The organism is Tractidigestivibacter sp. (genome assembly GCF_057241865.1).
Genome location: NZ_DBHHPX010000007.1, coordinates 41,081 through 60,980 on the forward strand (window position 1 = coordinate 41,081; position 19,900 = coordinate 60,980).

The following is a 19,900-nucleotide window of genomic DNA, read 5'->3' on the forward strand; positions in this document are numbered from 1 at the left end:
GACGAGGCACCGCAAGGCGCCTCTCGCCTAGATGGCGACGATGTTCACCAGGCGACCGGGCACCACGATGACCTTTTTCACCGTCTTGCCGGCGATCTGCTCGGCCACCGCCTCGCGGGCCGTGGCCTCAAGCTCCTCCTTCGAGGCGTCAGCAGCCACCTGGATGCGGGCGCGGACCTTGCCCTTGATCTGTACCGCAATCTCGACCATGTCGCTCTTGGCCTGCTCGGCGTCGAACTCGGGCCAAGGCTCGTTGTAGACGGAGCCGGAAAGGCCCAGCGCCTTGTGGAAGAGCTCCTCGGCCCAGTGCGGGCAGATGGGGGCAAGCATGGTCACGATGTCGTGGGCCACGCGCCAGGCGAGTGCGGCGTCACGTCTGTCCGCAGGAACGTCGTTCACGTACTTGGACGCCGCGTTCACGAGCTCCATCGAGGCGGAGATGGCCGTGTTGAACTGGCCGCGGTCGAAGTCGTTCGTGCACTTGATGCCCAGCTCGTGGAGGGCGCGGTTGAGCTCCGCATCGGCCCCGGAGAGCTTCGCCGGGTCGACCTCTCCCCTCTTGGCACCGTGCGAGAGGAGCCACACCACGCGCCACGCGCGCTTGATGAAGCGGTTGGCGCCGGCCACCGCCTCGGGATCCCAGTCGAAGTCCTTCTCGGGCGGCGCCACGAAGAGGATGGCCAGGCGCATCGTATCGGCGCCATAGGGGTCGATGACGCTTGACGGCGGGACCACGTTGCCCTTGGACTTGGACATGGTGTCGCCGTGCTCGTCCTTCACCATGCCCTGGCAGAGCAGGTTGGTGAACGGCTCGTCCTCGTCGATCATGCCCATGTCGCGCAGGACCTTGGTCCAGAAGCGCGAGTAGAGCAGGTGCAGGATCGCGTGCTCGATGCCGCCGATGTAGTTGTCGACGGGCATCCAGCGGTCCACCGCCTCCTTGGAGAAGGGGGCCTTGCCGTTGTGGGGGTCGCAGTAGCGCATGTAATACCAGCTAGAGCATGTGAACGTGTCCATCGTGTCCGTGATGCGCCTGGCGGGACGGCCGCACGTGGGGCAGGTGGTCTCGTAGAACTCCGGGCACTCGGCCAGGGTCTCGCCCGCGCCAAGGTCGAGGTTCTCGGGCAGGCGCACGGGCAGCTGGTCCTCGGGCACGGGAACGTCGCCGCAGCAGTCGCAGTGAATCATGGGGATGGGGTTGCCCCAGTAGCGCTGGCGGCTGATGAGCCAGTCGCGCAGGCGGAACTGCACCTTGGTACGGCCGCAGCCATGCTCCTCGAGCCAGGCCACAATGGCGTCGACGGCCTCGGAGTGCTTGCCGCCAAGCATGCCCGTGAACTGGCCGGACTGCACGAGGTAGCCCTCGGCTGCCATGGCCTTGTCCCAGTCAACGCTGGTGACCTCGAGGTCGCGAACGTCCTTGAGCCGCTCGTAGAGGGGGTCGTCCTTTTGGCAGATGATGGGCGGGATGGGCAGGCCGTACTTGCGTGCGAAGTCGAAGTCGCGCTGGTCTCCGCAGGGAACGCCCATGACGGCACCGGTGCCATAGTCGAGAAGGACATAGTCGGCAACCCACAGCGGTGCAGGCTTGCCGGTCACGGGGTTGATCACGTAGCGACCGGTGAAGACGCCGTGCTTCTCGCGCGCAGAGCCCTGGCGGTCGACAGAGGAGACCTTCTCGGTGGCGGCCTTCAGAACCTTGTAATCCTCCTCATACTGCGTGCCGGCGACCAGCTCGGCGGCAAGTTCGCTCTCGGGCGGGAGCACCATGAACGAGACGCCGAAGATGGTGTCGGCACGGGTGGTGAAGACGGAGATGGTGCGGTCCGTGGGCGTCACGCCGTCCTCGGCTGCCAGCCTGAAGTCGATCTCGGCGCCCTCGGAGCGGCCGATCCAGTTGCGCTGCTGCGCCTTGACGTTCTCCGGCCAGCCGGTGAGCTTGTCGAGGTCGTCGAGAAGCTCCTGGGCGTAGTCGGTGATCTTGAGGTACCACTGAGAGAGCTCGCGCTTCTCGGGCACCGAGCCGCAGCGCCAGCAACGGCCCTCGACCACCTGCTCGTTGGCAAGGACGGTCTTACACGTGGGGCACCAGTTCACCGGCGAGGTGGCGCGGTACGCCAGTCCGCGCTTCCACATCTGGATGAACATCCACTGACCCCAGCGGTAGTACTCCGGGTCGCAGGTGTTGAACATGCGGTCATAGTCATACGAGAAGCCCATGCGTTTCATGGTGCGCACGGCCTGGTCAATGTTTTGGTGCGTCCATTTGGCGGCCTGCGTGTGATGCTTGATGGCGGCATTCTCAGCAGGAAGGCCAAAGGCGTCGAAGCCCATGGGGTGCAGGACGTCAAAGCCGCGCATGCGGGCCTGGCGCGCCATGGCATCACCGATGGTGTAGTTGCGTGCGTGGCCCATGTGGAGGTCGCCCGAGGGATACGGAAACATCTCGAGGACGTACCTCTTGGGCTTGGAGGGATCCTCGTCGGTCTTGTAGAGGTCCTCCTGCTCCCACTTCGCCTGCCACTTGGCCTCGATGGCCTGGGCGTCGTAGGTAGGGACGCCCTCGCGGCTCTCGTTGTCGGTGCTGTCTGCCATGAATGTCCTCCCTTGGTGGTGCGCGCAGCAACGTGGGTAAGTATAGCCGACGTTCGCACGTGACCTTGGATTATGTTGCGCACGGCAAGCAAAGGGACGGAATCGATGCGCTCGACCCCGTCCCGACGCTCTCTCTGACCTGTCCCATCCTGCTCGAATTCCACATCCGAGCCGTGCGCGGAGATTGGCTACCCCCTTATCCATCTCAGCACGACCGCCAGGACGGCGCTGCCCACAACCACAAAAAGCGCAACCATCCTCCGGTCAGTGGCATAAAACGTCAGGAAGACCACTATGAGAAAAAGCACGTATACAACCGCAGCGATCAGGTTTACCATCTTCATGAGCGCCCTCCGTCCATTGCCCGCAACCTTGATTCCAAGCTACCTCTCCGCGTTAGAATTGCAACCATCTTAGCCAGTCACAACCCACGGAGGAACCATGGCGGACCAGACCAGCCCCCTAAACGACCCCAATCTCAACGTCCCCGAGCTCGAACTTGAGTTTGGCGACCCCGCGCCGCGTGCGACAGAGCCCACTCCCTCGGCAATCGAGACGCCCGCGCCCGCTACAGACCTCGCCTCTGTCCTCACGCCCGAAGAACGTGCCAAGACCGAGGCGTTTGTCGAGAAGATTGATATAACCAACGCCGCCGGCGTCCTTGCCTACGGCGTGGGCTCCCAGCGCAAGGTCTCGGAGTTCTCCGAACGCGCCCTCGACGGCGTGCGCAACAGCGACCTCGGCGAGATTGGCAACGACATCAGCTCGCTCATCGTGACGCTCAAGGACTTCGACCCCGAGGGGAAGGAGAAGTCCGGCCCGCTCTCGATCTTCCACAAGGCAAAGAACAGCCTCGTGGCGCTCCGCACGCGCTACACCGAGGTCGAGAAGAACGTCCACGAGATCTCTGACACGCTCGAGGGCCACCAGCGCACGCTCCTCAAGGACATCGCAATGCTCGACCAGCTCTACGCGTTGAACGAGTCCTACTTCAAGGAGCTCACGATGTATGTCATCGCCGGCAAGGAGAGGCTCGAGCAGGTTCGCTCCGGCGAGCTTGCCCAGCTCCAGGCCAAGGCAGCCCAGACCGGCCTTGCCGAAGACGCCCAGGCGGCACGCGACCTGGCCCAGAAGTGCGATCGCTTCGAGAAGCGCATCTACGACCTTGAGCTCACCCGTCAGGTGGCGCTCCAGACTGCCCCGCAGATCCGCTTGGTCCAGAACTCCGACGCCGTGATGGCTGAGAAGATCCAGTCGACGGTAGTCAACACCATCCCGCTCTGGAAGAACCAGATGGTCATCGCACTGGGCATCGAGCACGCCTCGCAGGCGGCGCGCGCCCAGCGCGAGGTCGCCGATATGACAAACGAGCTTCTCAAGAAGAACGCCGACAAGCTCAAGGTGGCCACGGTCGACGCCGCGCGCGAGGCAGAGCGTGGCGTGGTGGACATCGAGACGCTCAAGCACACCAACGAGCAGCTCATCTCGACACTTGACGAGGTCAAGCGCATACAGACCGAGGGGCGTGAGAAGCGCCGCCAGGCCGAGACCGAGCTTGCCCAGATCGAGGGAGAGCTCAAGAGCAAGCTGCTTGAGGCTTCAAAGGAGTAGGTGCACACGCACGGCTGGCTGTGGGTGGGCCAGCCGCGCGGCTTTTACTCAGACAGCCCGTCTTGCTTGAGAACCGTACGCAGGACCTCGATGTCGCTGTGGACATCGATGGACTGATCGAACACGAGCTCGTCAGAGAGCCTTGCGAGCGCGTCATCTATCTGCGTGAACGATGACCGCAGCTCGGAGAGGGTCTTGACCGCCTCCGGGCCAGTAGCGTGACCCTCCAGCTCTGCGTAGGAATCCGCGAGCTTTGCCGTTGTGGGGAGGTAATAGGTCGCAGCCTTCCTAAACTGTGATGCCACCTCCGAATGGCGCAGGACGTATGCGCAGATGCCCTCGCTCTTCGAGGCGATGCGCTCAAGCGTGGCGCGGACCTCGGCCTCACGGACACGTGACGCAGAGTCGCGAATCTTCTCGATGCTCTGCTCGACGGCGGAAAGAACCTCGCGGGCCTCCTCGGAAAGGCCGGGGGAATTCTCGCCTGCGCCATCAGGTCCCGTCTGGGATGCCGATGCGGGCTGTACGTAGCGTCTCACGCCCTGAGCAGCGCCCCACGCGTCCTCGGTGAGGTAGAGCACCTTCTTGCCATCGTGCATGCCTAGGTGGCCTTCGGGGATGAGGCCCCGTGAGATCGCCTCGTCGAGGGTATCGGAGAGCCGGGGCACCGCGATGCTCGTCTCGTTGGCAAGCTCCAGCACGGGGATGCTCTGTCGCGCCCCCAGGACCTGGTCAACGCGGCGAAGCACCTGCGCAAAGCTCTTCTCGTGAGAGCCCTGCCCCACCAGACGCGCGCCAAAAATCGTGGCAGCAATGCCAAGCCCCATGGTCACGAAGCCCGAAACAGGACTAAAAAGGAACATCCCCAGCCCGACTATCACAAGGGGGAGCGCCAAGAAGACGAGCAGGGCAAAGCCGGCCCACATGCGCCAGCGACCACGGCTCACGACCTGCGAGTCACTGATGACGTAGGGCGAACTCTGGTCGCGCCCAAAGGCGCTGAGCTGCTGCCCCACGTCGCACATGACCTTCTCGATCGACCGAGAGACGCCAGACAAGTCGATTTGAGAGAGGGCCTCGCCCACCTGACGCGCGGCATCGACACCGGCGCGACGCACATCATCAAAATCCTGTTCACCCACTCTGACCCCCTTAAGAGGCAAAGGGACAGTCCCCTTGCCTCATCTCTACGAGCGGAAGTTCACCTGCTGGCTAGAATCCTTGAGGAGCACGTCATGCGCGCCGCCCTCGACAAGCGACGTGGCCGAAACGAGTGTGAGCTTGGCCTTGTCGCGGAACTCCTTCAGGTCGAGGGCGCCACAGTTGCACATCGTGGAGCGCACCTTGAGCAGCGAGTTGTCGACGTTATCCTTGAGTGGGCCGGCGTAGGGAACGTAGGAGTCCACACCCTCGACAAAGGAGAGGCCCCTCTTGTTGCCGCCCAGGTCATAGCGCTGCCAGTTGCGAGCGCGCGCGGAGCCCTCGCCCCAGTACTCCTTCATGTAGGAGCCGTTCACGTTGACGCGGCGCGTGGGGCTCTCGTCGAAGCGAGCGAAGTAGCGACCGAGCATGAGGAAGTCGGCGCCCATGGCAAGGGCAAGCGTCATGTGGTAGTCGTAGACGATGCCACCGTCGGAGCACACAGGCACGTAGATGCCGGTCTCCTCGAAGTACTCGTCGCGCGCACGGCACACGTCGATGAGTGCGGAGGCCTGGCCACGGCCGATGCCCTTCTGCTCGCGGGTGATGCAGATGGAGCCGCCACCGATGCCCACCTTCACGAAGTCGGCACCACAGTCGGCAAGGAAGCGGAAGCCCTCGGCGTCAACCACGTTGCCTGCGCCCACGCGAACGGAGTCGCCGTAGTTCTCGCGCACCCATGCGAGCGTGCGCTTCTGCCATTCCGCGAAGCCCTCGGAGGAGTCGATGCACAGCACGTCCGCACCAGCCTCGACCAGCTTGGGGACGCGCTCGGCGTAGTCGCGCGTGTTGATGCCGGCGCCCACGAGGTAGCGCTTGCTCTGGTCGAGAAGCTCATCCGGACGGGACTTGTGGGAGTCGTAGTCTTTGCGGAAGACGAGCGAGACCAGGCGGTTGTCCGCATCGACGATGGGCAGCTGGTTGAGCTTGTTGTCCCAGATGATGTCGTTGGCGGTCTTGAGGGAGGTGCCGTCCTCGGCAACGATCATCTTCTCGCGCGGGGTCATGAACTCGGAGACGAGCTTGGCGCGGTCATCGCGGGAGGGACGATAGTCGCGCGAGGTCACGATGCCCACGAGGTGGCCGTGGGAGGTGCCGTCATCGGTGACGGGCATGGTGGAGTGGCCGGTGCGCTCCTTCATGTCCATGACCTGTGCAAGCGTCATGTCGGGCGTGAGCGTGGAATCCGAGACCACAAAGCCTGCCTTGTAGGACTTCACCTCCCGGACCATGGCTGCCTCATCCTCTGCGCTCTGGGAGCCGTAGATGAAGGAGAGACCACCTTCCTGCGCAAGTGCGACGGCGAGCTTGGGACCAGAGACCGCCTGCATAATGGCCGAGACCATAGGGATGTTGAGGCTCAGGGCCGACTCCTCGCCGCGCTTGTGGCGCACGAGGGGCGTGCGCAGCGAGACGTTCGCGGGGATGTTCTCCGCTGAGGAATAGCCAGGGACAAGCAGATACTCAGAGAAGGTGTGCGATTCCCCTTCGAAGAACGTTGCCATACGTGCGCGCTCCTACTCTCCGCCACTGCGGTACTAGTAGCCACCATTGCGGGCCATTGTAGCATCCAGCGGGGAGCTCTTTGGCCCCGGCTGCCGACCTGCGACAACGCGCCACAGGTTGGACCACGTGCGCGGAGGGCCACCCGCCGCACTGCCATCCGCGCCCGCGCGCCCCGGCCGCTACGTCGCAGGGTCCTCCCCCAGCACGTCTTCGACGTTCACGGCGATGTCGTGCTTGGTGGGAATCCACTCCACCTTCTTGAAGAGCGCCACCACGGTCATGGGGATGTAGGTCATCATGAACAGCGGGAACGTGAACAGGTTCGTGAAGATGATCCAGCGCCTGCTCTTGTGGCAGTGGATATGCTTGCGCTCCGAGATGGTTGTGATGACGGCGAGCAGGAAGAACACAACGTACATCGAGAGGAACGTCATAACCAGCGATCCCGCGCACATGGAGAGCTCCGCCTCCGTGGCGATAAAACCGTGGCTCAGGCCGCCAACGATAAGGTAGGTCGCGTTCACAAAGGCCGAGAGCAGCGTCAAGATCATGCCCGGTGCGATGGTCATGAGCATGTCGTACGAGGCAAAGCGGCCGTGGCGAATCCCGTGGAAAAGGTCGTTGCAGTACGAGAAAAAGACCTGGTAGAAGCCCTTTGTCCACCGCAGGCGCTGCACCCAGCTGGCCTTGAACGTGACTGGCTGCTCGTCAAAGAACTCAGCCGGGGCATAGCCGATCTGGATGTTGTTCGCACAGCAGAACGTGGAGAACTGGATGTCCTCGGTCAGGGTGTGGAAGTCCCACCCATGCATGCCCTTGATAATCTTGCCCGAGACAAGCCAGCCCGAACCCGAGATGGCACAGCTCGTGCCTACCATCGTGCGGGCGTTGTTCAAGAACTTGCCCTCGCGCATAAACCACAGCGCATTGGCGGCAGAGACCCAGCTTGAGTCGAAGTTCTTCGAGTTGCGGTAGCTTGTGCACACAAGGTATCCCGCGTCGAACGCGTCATTCATGATGCGGGTATAGTTGGGTGAGACAAGATTGTCGGCGTCAAACACGAAGAAGGCCTCGTACTTGTCGCCATGCTCGTCGAGGATGCGATCAAAGCCATAGTCCATGGCCCAGCTCTTACCTCGGCGAGCAAGGTCGTTTCGATCCCATACAATGGCACCGGCGCGCTCGGCCTCCTCATGGGTGTTGTCGGTGCAGGCGTCGCACACCACGAAGACGTCCATAAGCTCACGGGGGTAGTCCTGGGCAAGAATCGAGCGTACGAGGTTGCCAATGACCGGCTCCTCGTTGTGTGCCGAGATGAAATAGGCATACCGGTGCAGCTTCTTGGCGGGCGGCAGCTTGACCGTGCCGCGTGCGGCCACGCGGATGAGATAGACGAACTGGTAAAAGTACGCCAGCGTGAAGAAGAGCCACACGACCAAGTTGAAAATCACGATGGGCGTGAGTCCGATCCTGTTGAACTCCATATCAAGCTCTCTCTCACATCTTCACGTGCGCCAGGTGACGTACGTGCGGGACAAAACGCGTCATAGCGTCATACGCCGAGCTGTGGGCAGATGCGCTCCCCGGCCTCGGTCCTGCCCATGGAGGTATCCTTCAGTGATTCTAGTACAGAGCGCAGGTCCTCCGGCAGCTCGTTGGCAAGCTCAATGGTCTCTCCTGTAACGGGGTGGTCAAAGCGGATATGCCACGAATGGAGGAACTGCCTGGTAAGGCCTAGGTTCTGACGCAGGTCACCGCGGCCGTAGAGCGGGTCTCCCACCACGCAATGGCCTATGTGGCGCATGTGGACGCGAATCTGGTGCGTTCTGCCCGTGTAGAGGTGGCACTCCAAAAGCGTGTAGCCATCGTCTCTGCGACCAGCCTCGAAGCGCTCGAGCGTCGTAAAGGTGGTGATGGCCTCACGCGCATTGGGGTCATCCGTGACCATCATGCGCAGGCGGTCCCTCGTCGAACGCGCGATGCCACTCCCGATGGTGCCCTGGTCAGGCGCTACGTAGCCCTGTACAAGGGTCACGTAGCGCCTGTCAAGCACGCGCAGGCGGATGAGGTCCTGCAGGGCCTTCTGGGTATCGTCGTCCTTGGCGGCCACCATGAGCCCAGAGGTGTCCATGTCCAGTCGGTGCACAATGCCGGGACGGTCATCGCCCTGAAGACGCCCCAGGTGCGCGTGACCGCAATGGGCGACAAGGGCGTTTGCCAGCGTATCGTCCACGTGCCCCGGGCTTGGGTGGCACACGAGGCCAGCCTGCTTCGAGAGGACCATGAGATACTGGTCCTCAAAGCGAATGTCCAGGGGGATGTAGGGGTTGGGAGCGAGGCCCCCCATGACGGGTTCTGCCTCGGGCAGCGTCACCTGCAGACGGTCACCCAGGCAGAGCCGCTCGCTTTTGGACGATACGGCCGTGGCGTTGAGCGTCACGCGGCCCTCCTCGACGAGACGAGCGCAGGCACTTCTCGACGGCAGGCCGTCTTGTGCGGAGAGGAACGCGTCGATGCGAACGCCATCCCCTTCAGGCCCCACGAGCAGGCCGATGAGGCGATCAGGCATCCTGGCTATCCCCAGCGCTGGAAGGTGCGGACTCGTCGGCATGCGCGGCACTCTCGGCAGCGCTCTCGGGAGCGTCAACCATCACGACGTAGAGAACCACTGAGACCGCAATGCCCACGGTAACGAAGATGTCCGCCACATTGAAGACGGGAAAGGCCATAAAGGTAGTGGCAAAGAAGTCGGTGACGTAGCCAAAGATCATACGGTCGATCATATTGCCAACGCCACCGCCACAAACGCAGGCGACAGACACCACAAGCGACATGGGCAGCGCGTCATGGGACCACACGAGCCAAATGCCAAACGCCAGCACAACCGCCGCAAAGATGATGAACACGGGGCCGGCACCCTCCCCTATAGAGAACGCCGCGCCCACATTCTTCACAAACGCGAGGTCAAGAATGCCCGGAATGAAGGTCTGGGGCTGTCCGGGAACGAGGGACGCGCGCGCAGCGGCTTTGGTGACCTGGTCGACGAGAACGGCAAGCACGCAGACGACCCAGAACACGACGAGCCTCGCCCCTCGCCACGACCGTGCCTTATGCATTGCGTCAACCGTCACAAAGTCCCCCTACGCGTGCCGTCCCCAATACGTTCCGTACAAGTGATGCTAGTCCTGCTCGCCCGCCTTCTCAACAGCATCATGACAGCGGTCGCAGAGACCGTCCTCGCCGAGCTCGCGCCAGTTCCAGCACCTGGGGCAACGCTCTCCCTCGGCGTGGGTGACGGTCGCGGAGAACTCGTCTGCCGCCTCGGCTGTGACCGAAGAGCACACGAGGGGCTCTGCGAGGTCGATGCCCGTGGCGCAGACCACCTCCAGGGCATCGGCGGGCATAGTGAGCGCCGCGCGAGCGGCCTGGGAGGTCTTCTCGGGTATGACGCCCTCGGAAGCCGCCTCCTCGTAGGCCTTCGTGAAGGCACCCCTCACCTCGGTCAAGGCCTCGTGGGCCTTGAGCAGCGGTTCGTACTCCGCAGGAGCCATGGGGGCCTCGTACCAGTCGAGAAGTGCCGCATGCCCCTGGCTGTCGCGCATGGATGCGGGCAGGTGGGGCATGACCTCGTCGGTGGTGTAGACGAGGATGGGCTGGAGGTCGTGGACCAGCATCGAGAGGATGTGTGCCCACGTGGTCTGCGCGGAACGGCGCTCGGGCGAGTCGGTGGCACCGCAGTAGACGCGGTCCTTGGTCGCGTTGAGGTAACCATTCGAGAGCTCGGTCACATAGTCGTAGAGCGTGCGGAAGACCACGTTGAAGCGGTAGCCCCCGTAGGCACGCGCCACGGTGTCGTGGACCTCGCACATGTGCGCAAGCGTGATGCGGTCATACGGCGCAAGCTGGTCCAGGGGCACGCCCTGGGTAGCGGGGTCAAACTGGTCCTCGATCTCACCGAGGAGGAAGCGGAAGGTGTTGCGAATCTTACGGTACGCATCGCCCACGTGGTCAAGGATCGCATTGTCGCAGGGGACGTCGGTCGAGGTGTCAACGGAGGCGACCCACAGGCGCAAGACGTCGGCACCGCGGGTGTCGCACTCCTTGTTGGGGTCAATCACGTTGCCGAGCGACTTGGACATCTTGCGGCCCTGGCCGTCAAGCGTGAAGCCCTGCGAGACAATCGATTCGTAGGGAGCCGTGTCGTAGGCACCCACCGAGGTCATGAGCGAGCTCATGAACCAGCCACGGTGCTGGTCGGAACCCTCGAGGTACATGTCGGCAGGGAACTTGAGGTAGCCACGGTGCTTGCACACGGCGGTGTGGGAGACACCGGAGTCCCACCACACGTCGAGAATGTCGGAATTGGCCTTGAGGTTGTGGCTGCCGCACTTGGGGCAGACGCAGGCGGCGCCCAGGTAGCTCGCGGGGTCCTCGGCAAACCAGGCGTCGGAGCCCCTCTCGCGGAAGAGCTCGATGACCTTGTCAAGCGTGGCGTCGTTCATAACCGTCTCGCCGCAGTCCTGGCAGGTGTAGGCAGGAATTGGCACACCCCAGTTGCGCTGGCGCGAGATGCACCAGTCTGGGCGCCCCTCGACCATCGAGGTGATGCGGTTGCGGGAATGCGCGGGATAGAACTTGACCTTCTCGAGCTCGCGAAGGGCATCCTTGCGAAGGCCCGTCTTGTCCATCGAGACAAACCACTGGCTCGTGGCACGGAAGATGACTGGCTCCTTGCAGCGCCAGCAGTGCGGGTAGCTGTGGGAGATGTCCTCGTGGAGGATGAGTTCGCCTCGCTCGTCCAGCCACTCGATGATCTTGGGGTTGGCGTCGTTCACGTTCATGCCGGACCACGGGCCGCCAGTCCCCATGTCATCGCCCTTGTAGAAGTTGCCATCGTCGTCAACGGGCATGACGACGGGGATGCCAAACTTCATGCCGGCGTTGTAGTCGTCGACGCCGTGTCCGGGGGCGGAGTGAACGATGCCGGTGCCGTCATCAAGCGTGACGTAGTCGGCGTAGATGAACTCGCCCTCGACACCCCGATCGCCAAAGATGGGCTGCTTGTACCTATTGCGGTAAAGCTCGATGCCGGTCATGCTCCACACAGAGCCGTCGGCGCGCTTGGCAAGCTCAAAGGACTCGTAGCCAAACTTCTCGCAATCCTTCTCGACAAGCGCCTGTGCCATGATCTCGGCGCGGCCGTCCACCACAACGGCAACGTAATCGGCCTCGGGGTGCAGGATGACGCAGTCGTCTGCAGGCAGCGTCCACGGGGTCGTAGTCCAGATGTCCACCCAGAGGTTGCCCCCATAGGCCTCGAGCCCCTCGGGAACGGTCGTCATCTGGAAGCGCACGAAGATTGCGGGAGAGACCTCGTCGCCGTACTCGATCTCGGCCTCGGCGAGTGCCGTGTGGCAGTGGGTGCACCAATGGACGGGCTTGCGGCCACGATAGATGGCGCCCTTGTCGAAGATGGCCTTGAAGATCTCGACGTCGGTGGCATCGTAGTCGTGGACATAGGTGAGGTAGGGGTTATCCCACTCACCGAGAACGCCCAGGCGCTTGAAGCCCTGGCGCTGCGTGTCGACCTGCTCGACCGCCATCTTGCGGCAAAGCTCGCGGATCTTGACGGTGGGAAGCTGGTTGAACTTCTCGGTACCCAGCATCTCCTCGACCTTGTGCTCGATGGGCTGGCCGTGGCAGTCCCAGCCGGGCACGTACGGGGTCTGGAAGCCGCGCATGGACCAGTAGCGGTTGATGATGTCCTTGCTGATCTTGTTCTGAGCGTGGCCCAGGTGGATGGGGCCGTTGGCGTACGGGGGACCATCGTGGAGGACGAACTTCTCGTGCCCCTCGTTCTTCTTGAGGAGCTGCTCGTAGAGCTTGTCCTCGTCCCACTGGGCGAGACGCTTGGGCTCGTTTTGAGCGAGCGACGCCCTCATCGGGAACCCCGTCCTGGGGAGGTTCATCGTCTTCTTGTACTCATTTGCCACCTGGACAACCCCCATCTCGCGGGCACAAAAGAGCGCCCGTCCCTCCTGCTGGGACGAAGCGCTCACTTCACACTTCGCTTATGACCACCCAGCGAGCGAACATTCCGCCAAACTCGGCTGGCCTGTCACGGCGGCCACTCCGTCGACGCCTACTTGCGGGCGAGAAAACCTCCCGCTTTGGGGCCGCAGCTCCGGGGTGATCTTGCGACGGACGCCAAGGCGGGCTCCCACCATCCCCGCTCGCTCCTCATGACGCACACCGAGGCTACCTGTCCCCTTCACAGCCTTCGGGGCTGCATGATAGCACGTTCGCCGGACTCGTCGCGTCGCTGACGGATTTCATCCGAGAAGAGCGGCGTGCCGCGCGGACACATGGGCCCGCGCGGCACCCGATGTTTCATGACACCCCCGAACCGGGGCGCCGGGTCCGACGCTGCGCCGCTACTGCGCGCTCTGGGCGGAGAACTGCGGGGCAAAGCCGTCGTCGCGCTTGAGCATCTTCATGAACTCCTCGCCCGTAATGGTCTCCTTCTTCTGGAGGTAGTGGGCAATCTCGTGGAGCTTGAAGCGGTTGGCCTTGAGGGTCTCTATGGCCTGCGCGTGACCCTCCTCGACGAGCGTCTGGACCTCGGTGTCAATCTCCTGGGCAGTACCCTCGGAGCACGTGAGCTCCTGGCCGCCGCCAAGGTAGCGGTTGCGCTGTTGGCCCAGGGCCACCATGCCAAACTTGTCGGACATGCCGTACTGGGTCACCATGGCGCGCGCAATCTGCGTTGCCTTCTCGATGTCGTTCGAGGCGCCTGTGGTCATCTCGCCAAAGATGAGCTCCTCTGCCGCACGGCCGCCGCAGAGCACCGCGATCTTGTCCTTGGCCTCCTTGCGCGTGGTGAGGAAGTGCTGGTCCTCCTCCACCTGCATGGTAAAGCCCAGGGCGCCCGAGGTGCGCGGCACGATCGTGATCTTCTGCACGGGGGCAGAGCCGCTCTGCATGGCCGCGACAATGGCGTGGCCGGTCTCGTGGTAGGCCACGACTTCCTTCTCGTGCTCGGAGAGAACCGTGGACTTCTTCTTCTCGCCGGCGATAACCACGTCGACGGACTCCTCGAGGTCCCCCTGCGAGACGCGGCTGCGGCCGTAGCGGACGGCGCGAAGGGCGGCCTCGTTGATGATGTTGGCAAGGTCTGCACCGGAGGCGCCAGGCGTCGAGCGGGCAATCACGCTGAGGTCGATGTCACGATCCATCTTGACGTCGTTGGCATGGATCTTGAGGATGGCCTCGCGGCCGGCAAGGTCGGGCAACTCAACGGGAATGCGGCGGTCAAAGCGGCCGGGACGGAGCAATGCCAGGTCAAGCGTCTCGGGGCGGTTGGTTGCGGCGAGGACAACGATCCCCTTGTGGTTGTCGAAGCCGTCCATCTCGGAGAGGAGCTGGTTGAGCGTCTGCTCGCGCTCGTCGTTGGAGTTTATTGACATGTCGCGCTTCTTGCCCACGGCGTCGATCTCGTCGATGAAGACGATGCAGGGGGCCTTCTCCTTGGCCTGCTTGAAGAGGTCACGCACCTTGGCGGCACCGCGGCCCACGAACATCTCGACAAACTCGGAGCCGGAAATCTGGAAGAAGGGCACGCCCGCCTCACCTGCAACGGCCTTGGCAAGCAGCGTCTTGCCCGTGCCCGGAGGGCCCACGAGCAGCGCGCCGCGGGGGCACTTGGCACCAATCTCGTTGTACTTGCCGGGGTTCTTGAGGAAGTGGACGATCTCCTGAAGCGACTCCTTGGCCTCGTCCTGGCCTGCGACGTCTTTGAATGTGACACCGGTGTCTTCGCCTTTGACCTCCTTGGCGTTGGAGCGCCCAAGGCCGCCGCCCATGCCAAAGCCGCCGCCAAAGTTCATCGATGGGCCATCATCGCCCATCTGCTTTTTCATCTGGCGGTTTGCCCACCAGCCGAGCAGGAGCAATCCGACGAGCGGCAGCCCATAGGCGATGAACATGTAGAGCCACAGGTCACCGGAGGTATCGGGGATCGACGCCGTCATGTCAACGCCATGCTCCTTGAGCGTGGTTGCAAGGCTGTCGTCGTTGGGCCAGGCGGTTGTGCTGTAGACCTTCTGCGAGTCGCCCGTGCCTTCGGTGTACTTGATCGTGGAGTTGCTCGTGTCAATCTCGGCGGCGACAACCTTGTTGTTGTCGACATCCTCGAGGAACTGAGAGTAGCTGGTCTCGGTCACTCGGGAGCTTACCAGGTTGGGGTAGAGCGTCTGGCTCACCGCGAGGTACACCACAATCGCGATGAGCACGTAGACCAGCATCGACCTGCGTCTCTTGTTGTCATCCATGTCCATCTGTGGACCCTTTCGTCCGGTGCCGTGCAAGAACCTGGCTTTAGCGTACCCATTTGCCGTGCTTCGATCGTATTCGCGCAACAACCATTCACGAGTGCCGCACGCGGCGCGCAGGGGACGCGCCGGACGAGGGCTACGGTCAACCCGGGCTATCCCCTCTCGGACAGAAGGCCCGTGCGATACGCCTCGAGCAGCGCCCTCAGGTCTGCCACCTGCCCGCGAATCTGGGTGCCCGTATCGGTGTCACCAATGGTCTTGGGCCGAGGGTGTATCTCGAAGCGGTCGTCGTCACTCATGATGTCGGCGTTGAGGTCGAGCACGTCAGCGATGGTCCCAAAGGGACGGTGGGCCTTGATGCGCATGCCCCTGGGGTCCGAGATGAGGGTGTAGCCCGCAATGCCCGTGGTCTTGTGGTAGGCCTGGCAGAAGCCACCGTCTATCACAACGAGAAGGCCTCCCGCCTTAACGGGGCTCTCCCCTTCCGAGACATGCACGGGAGTGTGGCCGTTGATGATGTGGCCGTGCACCGGGTCTGCCCCAAACTCCGAGAGGATGCGCCGCGCGACCTCTGGACGCTCGGTGAGTCTGAAGTACGGGTCCCTCGGCTCTTCCCAGGCGGCACGGTCGGTGAGGTAGGTGCGCTCGAAGGTCTTCACCACGCGCCCCGAAAGCGGCGAGTAGCGCCCGCACCAGAGGTACCACATCCAGTCGAGAGAGACCTGGTCATGCTCATGCCACGCCTGGCGCGCAAGGCGGTCGGCATAGTCGTAGTACGCGCGGCCGGCAAGGAGTCTGTCCTGGTGACGCACGGCGCGGAAGGTGCCGTCCTCGTTCATGGGCACGCACGCATGGAAGATTGCGTTGCCGTTGCGCACCAGATAGGCAGCGCCATGGTCGTACAGGAAGCCAATGTGGGCACGGAGCTTGTCCGAGGAGCGAACGGCATCCATGAGGCCGTCCATCACGCACTTCTCGTCTTTGGATAGCTCGTAGGGGTGCGCGGGGTCGAGCGTGGGGAAGTCGCGCGTACGCATCTCGTATTCGTTGCCGCCAAGCTCAAGGACACCCCGGGCGGCGTCTACGTGCTCGAGCAGGAGCCTGCCCTCCATGTGCCAGTTGGGATGGCGCATGATGACCTGTCCCTCAAGCTTGAACAGGATGACCGAGATGGCCTTCTCCATAGGCGTCATGCCGTCGTCTTGCGTGTAGGTCGCCTCGGAGAAGAGCGCGAGCTCGCGCAGGCTCACACCGTAGGCGCTCTCGAGGATCGAGAGGCTCTCGTAGTGGATGTTGTTGCGAATCACGGCCGCCAGGCACGCAGCCGAACCGGAGGCGGCGCCCATCCACACGATGTCGTGGTTGCCCCACTCGACGTCAATCGAGTGATATCCCATGAGGCGGTCGCAGATCTTGTCGGCGTGGGGACCGCGATCGAAGATGTCGCCCACCAGGTGCATGTGGTCAACGGCCAGCCGCTTGATGAGCGCCGCGAGCGAGCAGATGAAGTCGTCCGCCGAGCCGGTGTCGATGATCGTATCGATAATGCGCTGGTGGTAGGCAAGGCGTGCCTCGCGCTCGTCTGGCGAGATGTGCAGGAGCTCGTCGATGATGTAGGCGTAGGCCACAGGCATCGCCTTGCGCACCTTGGATCGGGTGTAGGAGCCGGAAAGGCGCCTGGCGAGACGGACGAGGCGCATGAGCGTGATGGCGTACCACTCGCTGGTGGCCACCCCCTCCTCGCGCAGGCGACGGAGCTTCTCGGACGGGTAGTAGACAAGCGTACAGAGGTCTGCCTGCTCGCTTGCCGTGAGCTCGAGGTTGAAGACCCCCTCCACGCGCTCGCGGATGACACCGGAGCAGTTGTTGAGGATGTGCTCGAACGCCTCGTACTCGCCATGGACGTCCGAGACGAAGTGCTCTGTGCCCTTGGGCAGGTTGAGGATGGCCTCTAGGTTGATGATCTCGGTAAACGCGGCTTGGGTGGTGGGGAACTTCTCGGATAGAAGCTCCAGGTACTTGAGCTGTGCGGCGTCTGTTTCCTGCATGTGGTTTGCTCCCTGTGTCGGCTGTATCGTCTCAGTCTGTACCGGCGAGGCAAGAGAGGCGCCGTGATTTCGGCGAGACGCACGGACGCGCGCGGCTGGCGTCGCCGGCCGCGTCAGGCTATCGGCGCCTGCGGGCAAAGAGCTCCCAAAAGGCGACCGCCGAGGATGCGGCGACATTGAGCGAATCGATGCCATTCGACATCGGGATGATCACGGAACGCCCGGCGGCGTCTAGGGTTTTGCGGTCGAGCCCATAGCCTTCGCAACCAAAGAAGAGCGCGACCTTATCGGCAGACGCTATCGACGGGTCGTCTATGGGCACGGCCTCCTTCTCGAGTGCCATCGAGAGGCAGGTAAAGCCACGGTCATCGAGGAGGTCTACGATGCCTTCCGGCCAGGCGTTCCCCTCGACGCGCGCCCATGGGACCCGAAAGACCGCTCCCATCGAGACGCGCACCGCCCGTCTGCTCAAGGGGTCTGCGCAGCGTGGAGAGAGGAGCACGGCATCGGCACCGAGAGCCGCGGCCGAGCGGAAGAGCGCGCCTACGTTGGTGACGTCGACAAGGTCTTCGAGGACGGCAACGCGGCGAGCGCCGAGGAGGGCATGGTCAACCGTGCGAGGGCAAGGCCGGCGCATGGCGCAGAGCAGCCCCCGGTTCACATTGAAGCCCGTGAGAAGCTCCATCTGGTCGTGCGGAAGGACGTATGCGACACAGCCCGCGTGCCCAATGAGGTCCGCGCATGACTCGAGCCTTGCGTCGTCCACCAGAAACGAAAGGGGTTCGAGACCCGCATCCAGCGCAACCTCCACGACGAGTCGCGATTCTGCGATGAGCACGGCCTTCTCGGGCTCAAGCCTGTTTCTAAGTTGGCGGTCGGTGAGCCTAACGTAGGCGTCAACCCGCGCATCCTCGGCGGTCTCGATGCGTATGACCTGCATGTCCACGAATTCCGTCCTCCTCGACGAACTGCCTAGTAGCATCTCGCGCCTTGGCGGGCGCCCAAGCCATCGTGGCCTTTGGAGCTTTTCTCTATCACAGCCGGACGCCACGCCGCCTTGGGCTACTATAGACAAACATGATAAGTATGCCGAGGCGGCAAACCGCCCGATGTTGAGGGGAAACTGCCATCACCATGGAACAATCTACGCACGGCGCTCACTTCGCAAGCAAGCCGGAGAAGCACTCGAGCCGTGGCCCCATCATTGCCCTGTCCATCGCATTCGCCGTCATTTTCGCCATCTACCTGGGAGGCGTGGCATACTTCAGCTTCTTCTTCATGCCATCGACCACCCTCGACGGCCAGGACGTCTCGCTCATGAGCGTGAATGACGTAGCCGCCTCGCTCTCGACAACCAAGGTGTCCGGCTGGAAGGCGACCGTCTCCGGTGACGGAGTGTCGTTCGACCTTGCTGCGGCCGACGTCTCCCTCGCCTACGATGGGGAGGCTGCCGCACGTGCCGCCATAGCCCAACAGCGCCCTTGGGCGTGGCCCGTCGAGCTGGCGCAGGGCAAGGACCAGAGCCTCTCCACCGGAGACGCCTCCACTTATGTGAGCCTTGACCCAACGGGCATCTCCACCGCACTTGCAAACGCCGTGAGCGCCGTGGCCGCGGCGGACGATGGGACCAACACCACAGGGATTTCCTACGACTCCGAGAAGAAGGCCTATGTGGCATCGGGCACGGCGCAGGCCAATCGCATCAACCAGGCAAGCGCCACCCAGACCATCGCAGAGAAGGTCCGCTCACTTGCCACCTCCATCGAGTTGGGAGACGAATCGCTTCAGGGCGGAGAGTCCGTCGACGCTGCGTTGAGCACCGCAAACGCCATGCTCGGGGCAACCGTCACGCTCACGCTGGGAGGCACCGAGGTCACGACCGTTGACGCCGACCTCATCTCGCAGTGGGTGACCATTGGAGACGACCTCTCGATAACCCTCGACCAGGATGCCATCACCACATGGGCAAAGGGCGACCTCTCCGCTAAGACCGACTCCGTTGGCACGGCGCGCACCTACACGCGCCCCGATGGCGTCCAGGAGTCCGTTGCCGCCGGCGGTGTCTACGGGTGGTCAATCAACGGCATCGAGGCAGCTCAGGACATTTACAGAAACATCGTGTCCGGCTCTCCCACCACGCTTGAGCTTCCCTGCTACGACTCTGCTGCCACGTACAACCCCGGTGGGCAGGACTGGCCCACGCGCTTCATCGACGTCGACATCTCCGACCAGCACGCCATCTTCTTTGACTCCGATGGCTCCGTTATCTGGGAGGCTGACATCGTGACCGGTCAGCCCAACCTCAACCGCAGCACCACGCAGGGTACGTGGACCATCACGAACAAGCAGAGCCCATCGACGCTCGTCGGCCCCAACAACGAGTCGGGCAATCCGCAGTGGGTGAGCCACGTCGACTTCTGGATGAGCGTCGTTGGTAACCTCATGGGCTTCCACAACGCGCCGTGGCGCTCGGCCTTTGGTGGCGACATCTACCTCACGAACGGCAGCCATGGCTGCATCAACCTCTCGTACGAGAAGGGCGAGCAGCTCTACTCGCTGTGCAACGTGGGTGACGTCGTCATCATCCACGAGTAGGCCGCGCACACC

13 protein-coding genes are annotated in these 19,900 nt (G+C 63.1%); 2 read left to right on the forward strand and 11 right to left on the reverse strand.

Features of this window, described 5'->3' with window-relative positions; all coding sequences use genetic code 11:
• Positions 1–27 precede the first annotated feature (27 nt).
• Both leuS and ACO59D_RS03705 read right to left on the reverse strand, forming a co-directional pair.
• Positions 28–2,595 (reverse strand): leucine--tRNA ligase, encoded by a 2,568-nt coding sequence (leuS, locus tag ACO59D_RS03700; RefSeq protein ID WP_485125821.1) that lies wholly within the window; start codon positions 2,593–2,595, stop codon positions 28–30.
• A gap of 188 nt (positions 2,596–2,783) precedes the next feature.
• Entirely contained in the window at positions 2,784–2,939 is a 156-nt protein-coding gene (locus ACO59D_RS03705; protein WP_165443615.1) for a hypothetical protein, read from the reverse strand.
• A gap of 97 nt (positions 2,940–3,036) precedes the next feature.
• Between ACO59D_RS03705 and ACO59D_RS03710 the strand changes: the two genes are divergently transcribed.
• Entirely contained in the window at positions 3,037–4,206 is a 1,170-nt protein-coding gene (locus ACO59D_RS03710) for a toxic anion resistance protein (RefSeq protein WP_485125822.1), read from the forward strand.
• A gap of 44 nt (positions 4,207–4,250) precedes the next feature.
• Here ACO59D_RS03710 and ACO59D_RS03715 read toward each other — a convergent pair whose 3' ends face one another.
• The 9 genes from ACO59D_RS03715 to ACO59D_RS03755 all read right to left on the reverse strand — a co-directional run bounded on the left by ACO59D_RS03715 (position 4,251) and on the right by ACO59D_RS03755 (position 18,233).
• Positions 4,251–5,348, reverse strand: coding sequence for a 5-bromo-4-chloroindolyl phosphate hydrolysis family protein (locus ACO59D_RS03715; protein ID WP_485125823.1), 1,098 nt, complete (start codon positions 5,346–5,348; stop codon positions 4,251–4,253).
• Positions 5,349–5,393: 45 nt separating this feature from the next.
• On the reverse strand, positions 5,394–6,911 hold the full coding sequence (locus ACO59D_RS03720) for an IMP dehydrogenase (protein ID WP_485125824.1): 1,518 nt from the start codon (positions 6,909–6,911) through the stop codon (positions 5,394–5,396).
• Between the two features lie 180 nt (positions 6,912–7,091).
• Entirely contained in the window at positions 7,092–8,396 is a 1,305-nt protein-coding gene (locus tag ACO59D_RS03725) for a glycosyltransferase family 2 protein (protein WP_130811961.1), read from the reverse strand.
• Positions 8,397–8,464: 68 nt separating this feature from the next.
• A complete protein-coding gene (locus tag ACO59D_RS03730) occupies positions 8,465–9,481 on the reverse strand; it encodes an RluA family pseudouridine synthase (protein WP_130811960.1) in 1,017 nt (338 codons plus the stop codon).
• Positions 9,474–10,043, reverse strand: coding sequence for a signal peptidase II (gene lspA, locus ACO59D_RS03735; RefSeq protein ID WP_485125825.1), 570 nt, complete (start codon positions 10,041–10,043; stop codon positions 9,474–9,476). The genes ACO59D_RS03730 and lspA overlap by 8 nt, the downstream gene beginning before the upstream one ends.
• A gap of 48 nt (positions 10,044–10,091) precedes the next feature.
• Positions 10,092–12,905 (reverse strand): isoleucine--tRNA ligase, encoded by a 2,814-nt coding sequence (gene ileS / locus ACO59D_RS03740; RefSeq protein ID WP_485125851.1) that lies wholly within the window; start codon positions 12,903–12,905, stop codon positions 10,092–10,094.
• 441 nt (positions 12,906–13,346) lie between these two features.
• A complete protein-coding gene (gene ftsH, locus ACO59D_RS03745) occupies positions 13,347–15,248 on the reverse strand; it encodes an ATP-dependent zinc metalloprotease FtsH (RefSeq protein WP_485125826.1) in 1,902 nt (633 codons plus the stop codon).
• Between the two features lie 149 nt (positions 15,249–15,397).
• Entirely contained in the window at positions 15,398–17,293 is a 1,896-nt protein-coding gene (locus ACO59D_RS03750; protein WP_485125827.1) for a fructose-1,6-bisphosphatase, read from the reverse strand.
• 118 nt (positions 17,294–17,411) lie between these two features.
• Positions 17,412–18,233: a TrmH family RNA methyltransferase gene (locus tag ACO59D_RS03755; RefSeq protein WP_485125852.1), complete on the reverse strand. Its 822-nt coding sequence runs from the start codon at positions 18,231–18,233 to the stop codon at positions 17,412–17,414.
• A gap of 194 nt (positions 18,234–18,427) precedes the next feature.
• Between ACO59D_RS03755 and ACO59D_RS03760 the strand changes: the two genes are divergently transcribed.
• Positions 18,428–19,888, forward strand: a complete 1,461-nt coding sequence (locus ACO59D_RS03760; RefSeq protein WP_485125828.1) for a L,D-transpeptidase — start codon at positions 18,428–18,430, stop codon at positions 19,886–19,888.
• The last annotated feature ends 12 nt before the right edge of the window (positions 19,889–19,900 follow it).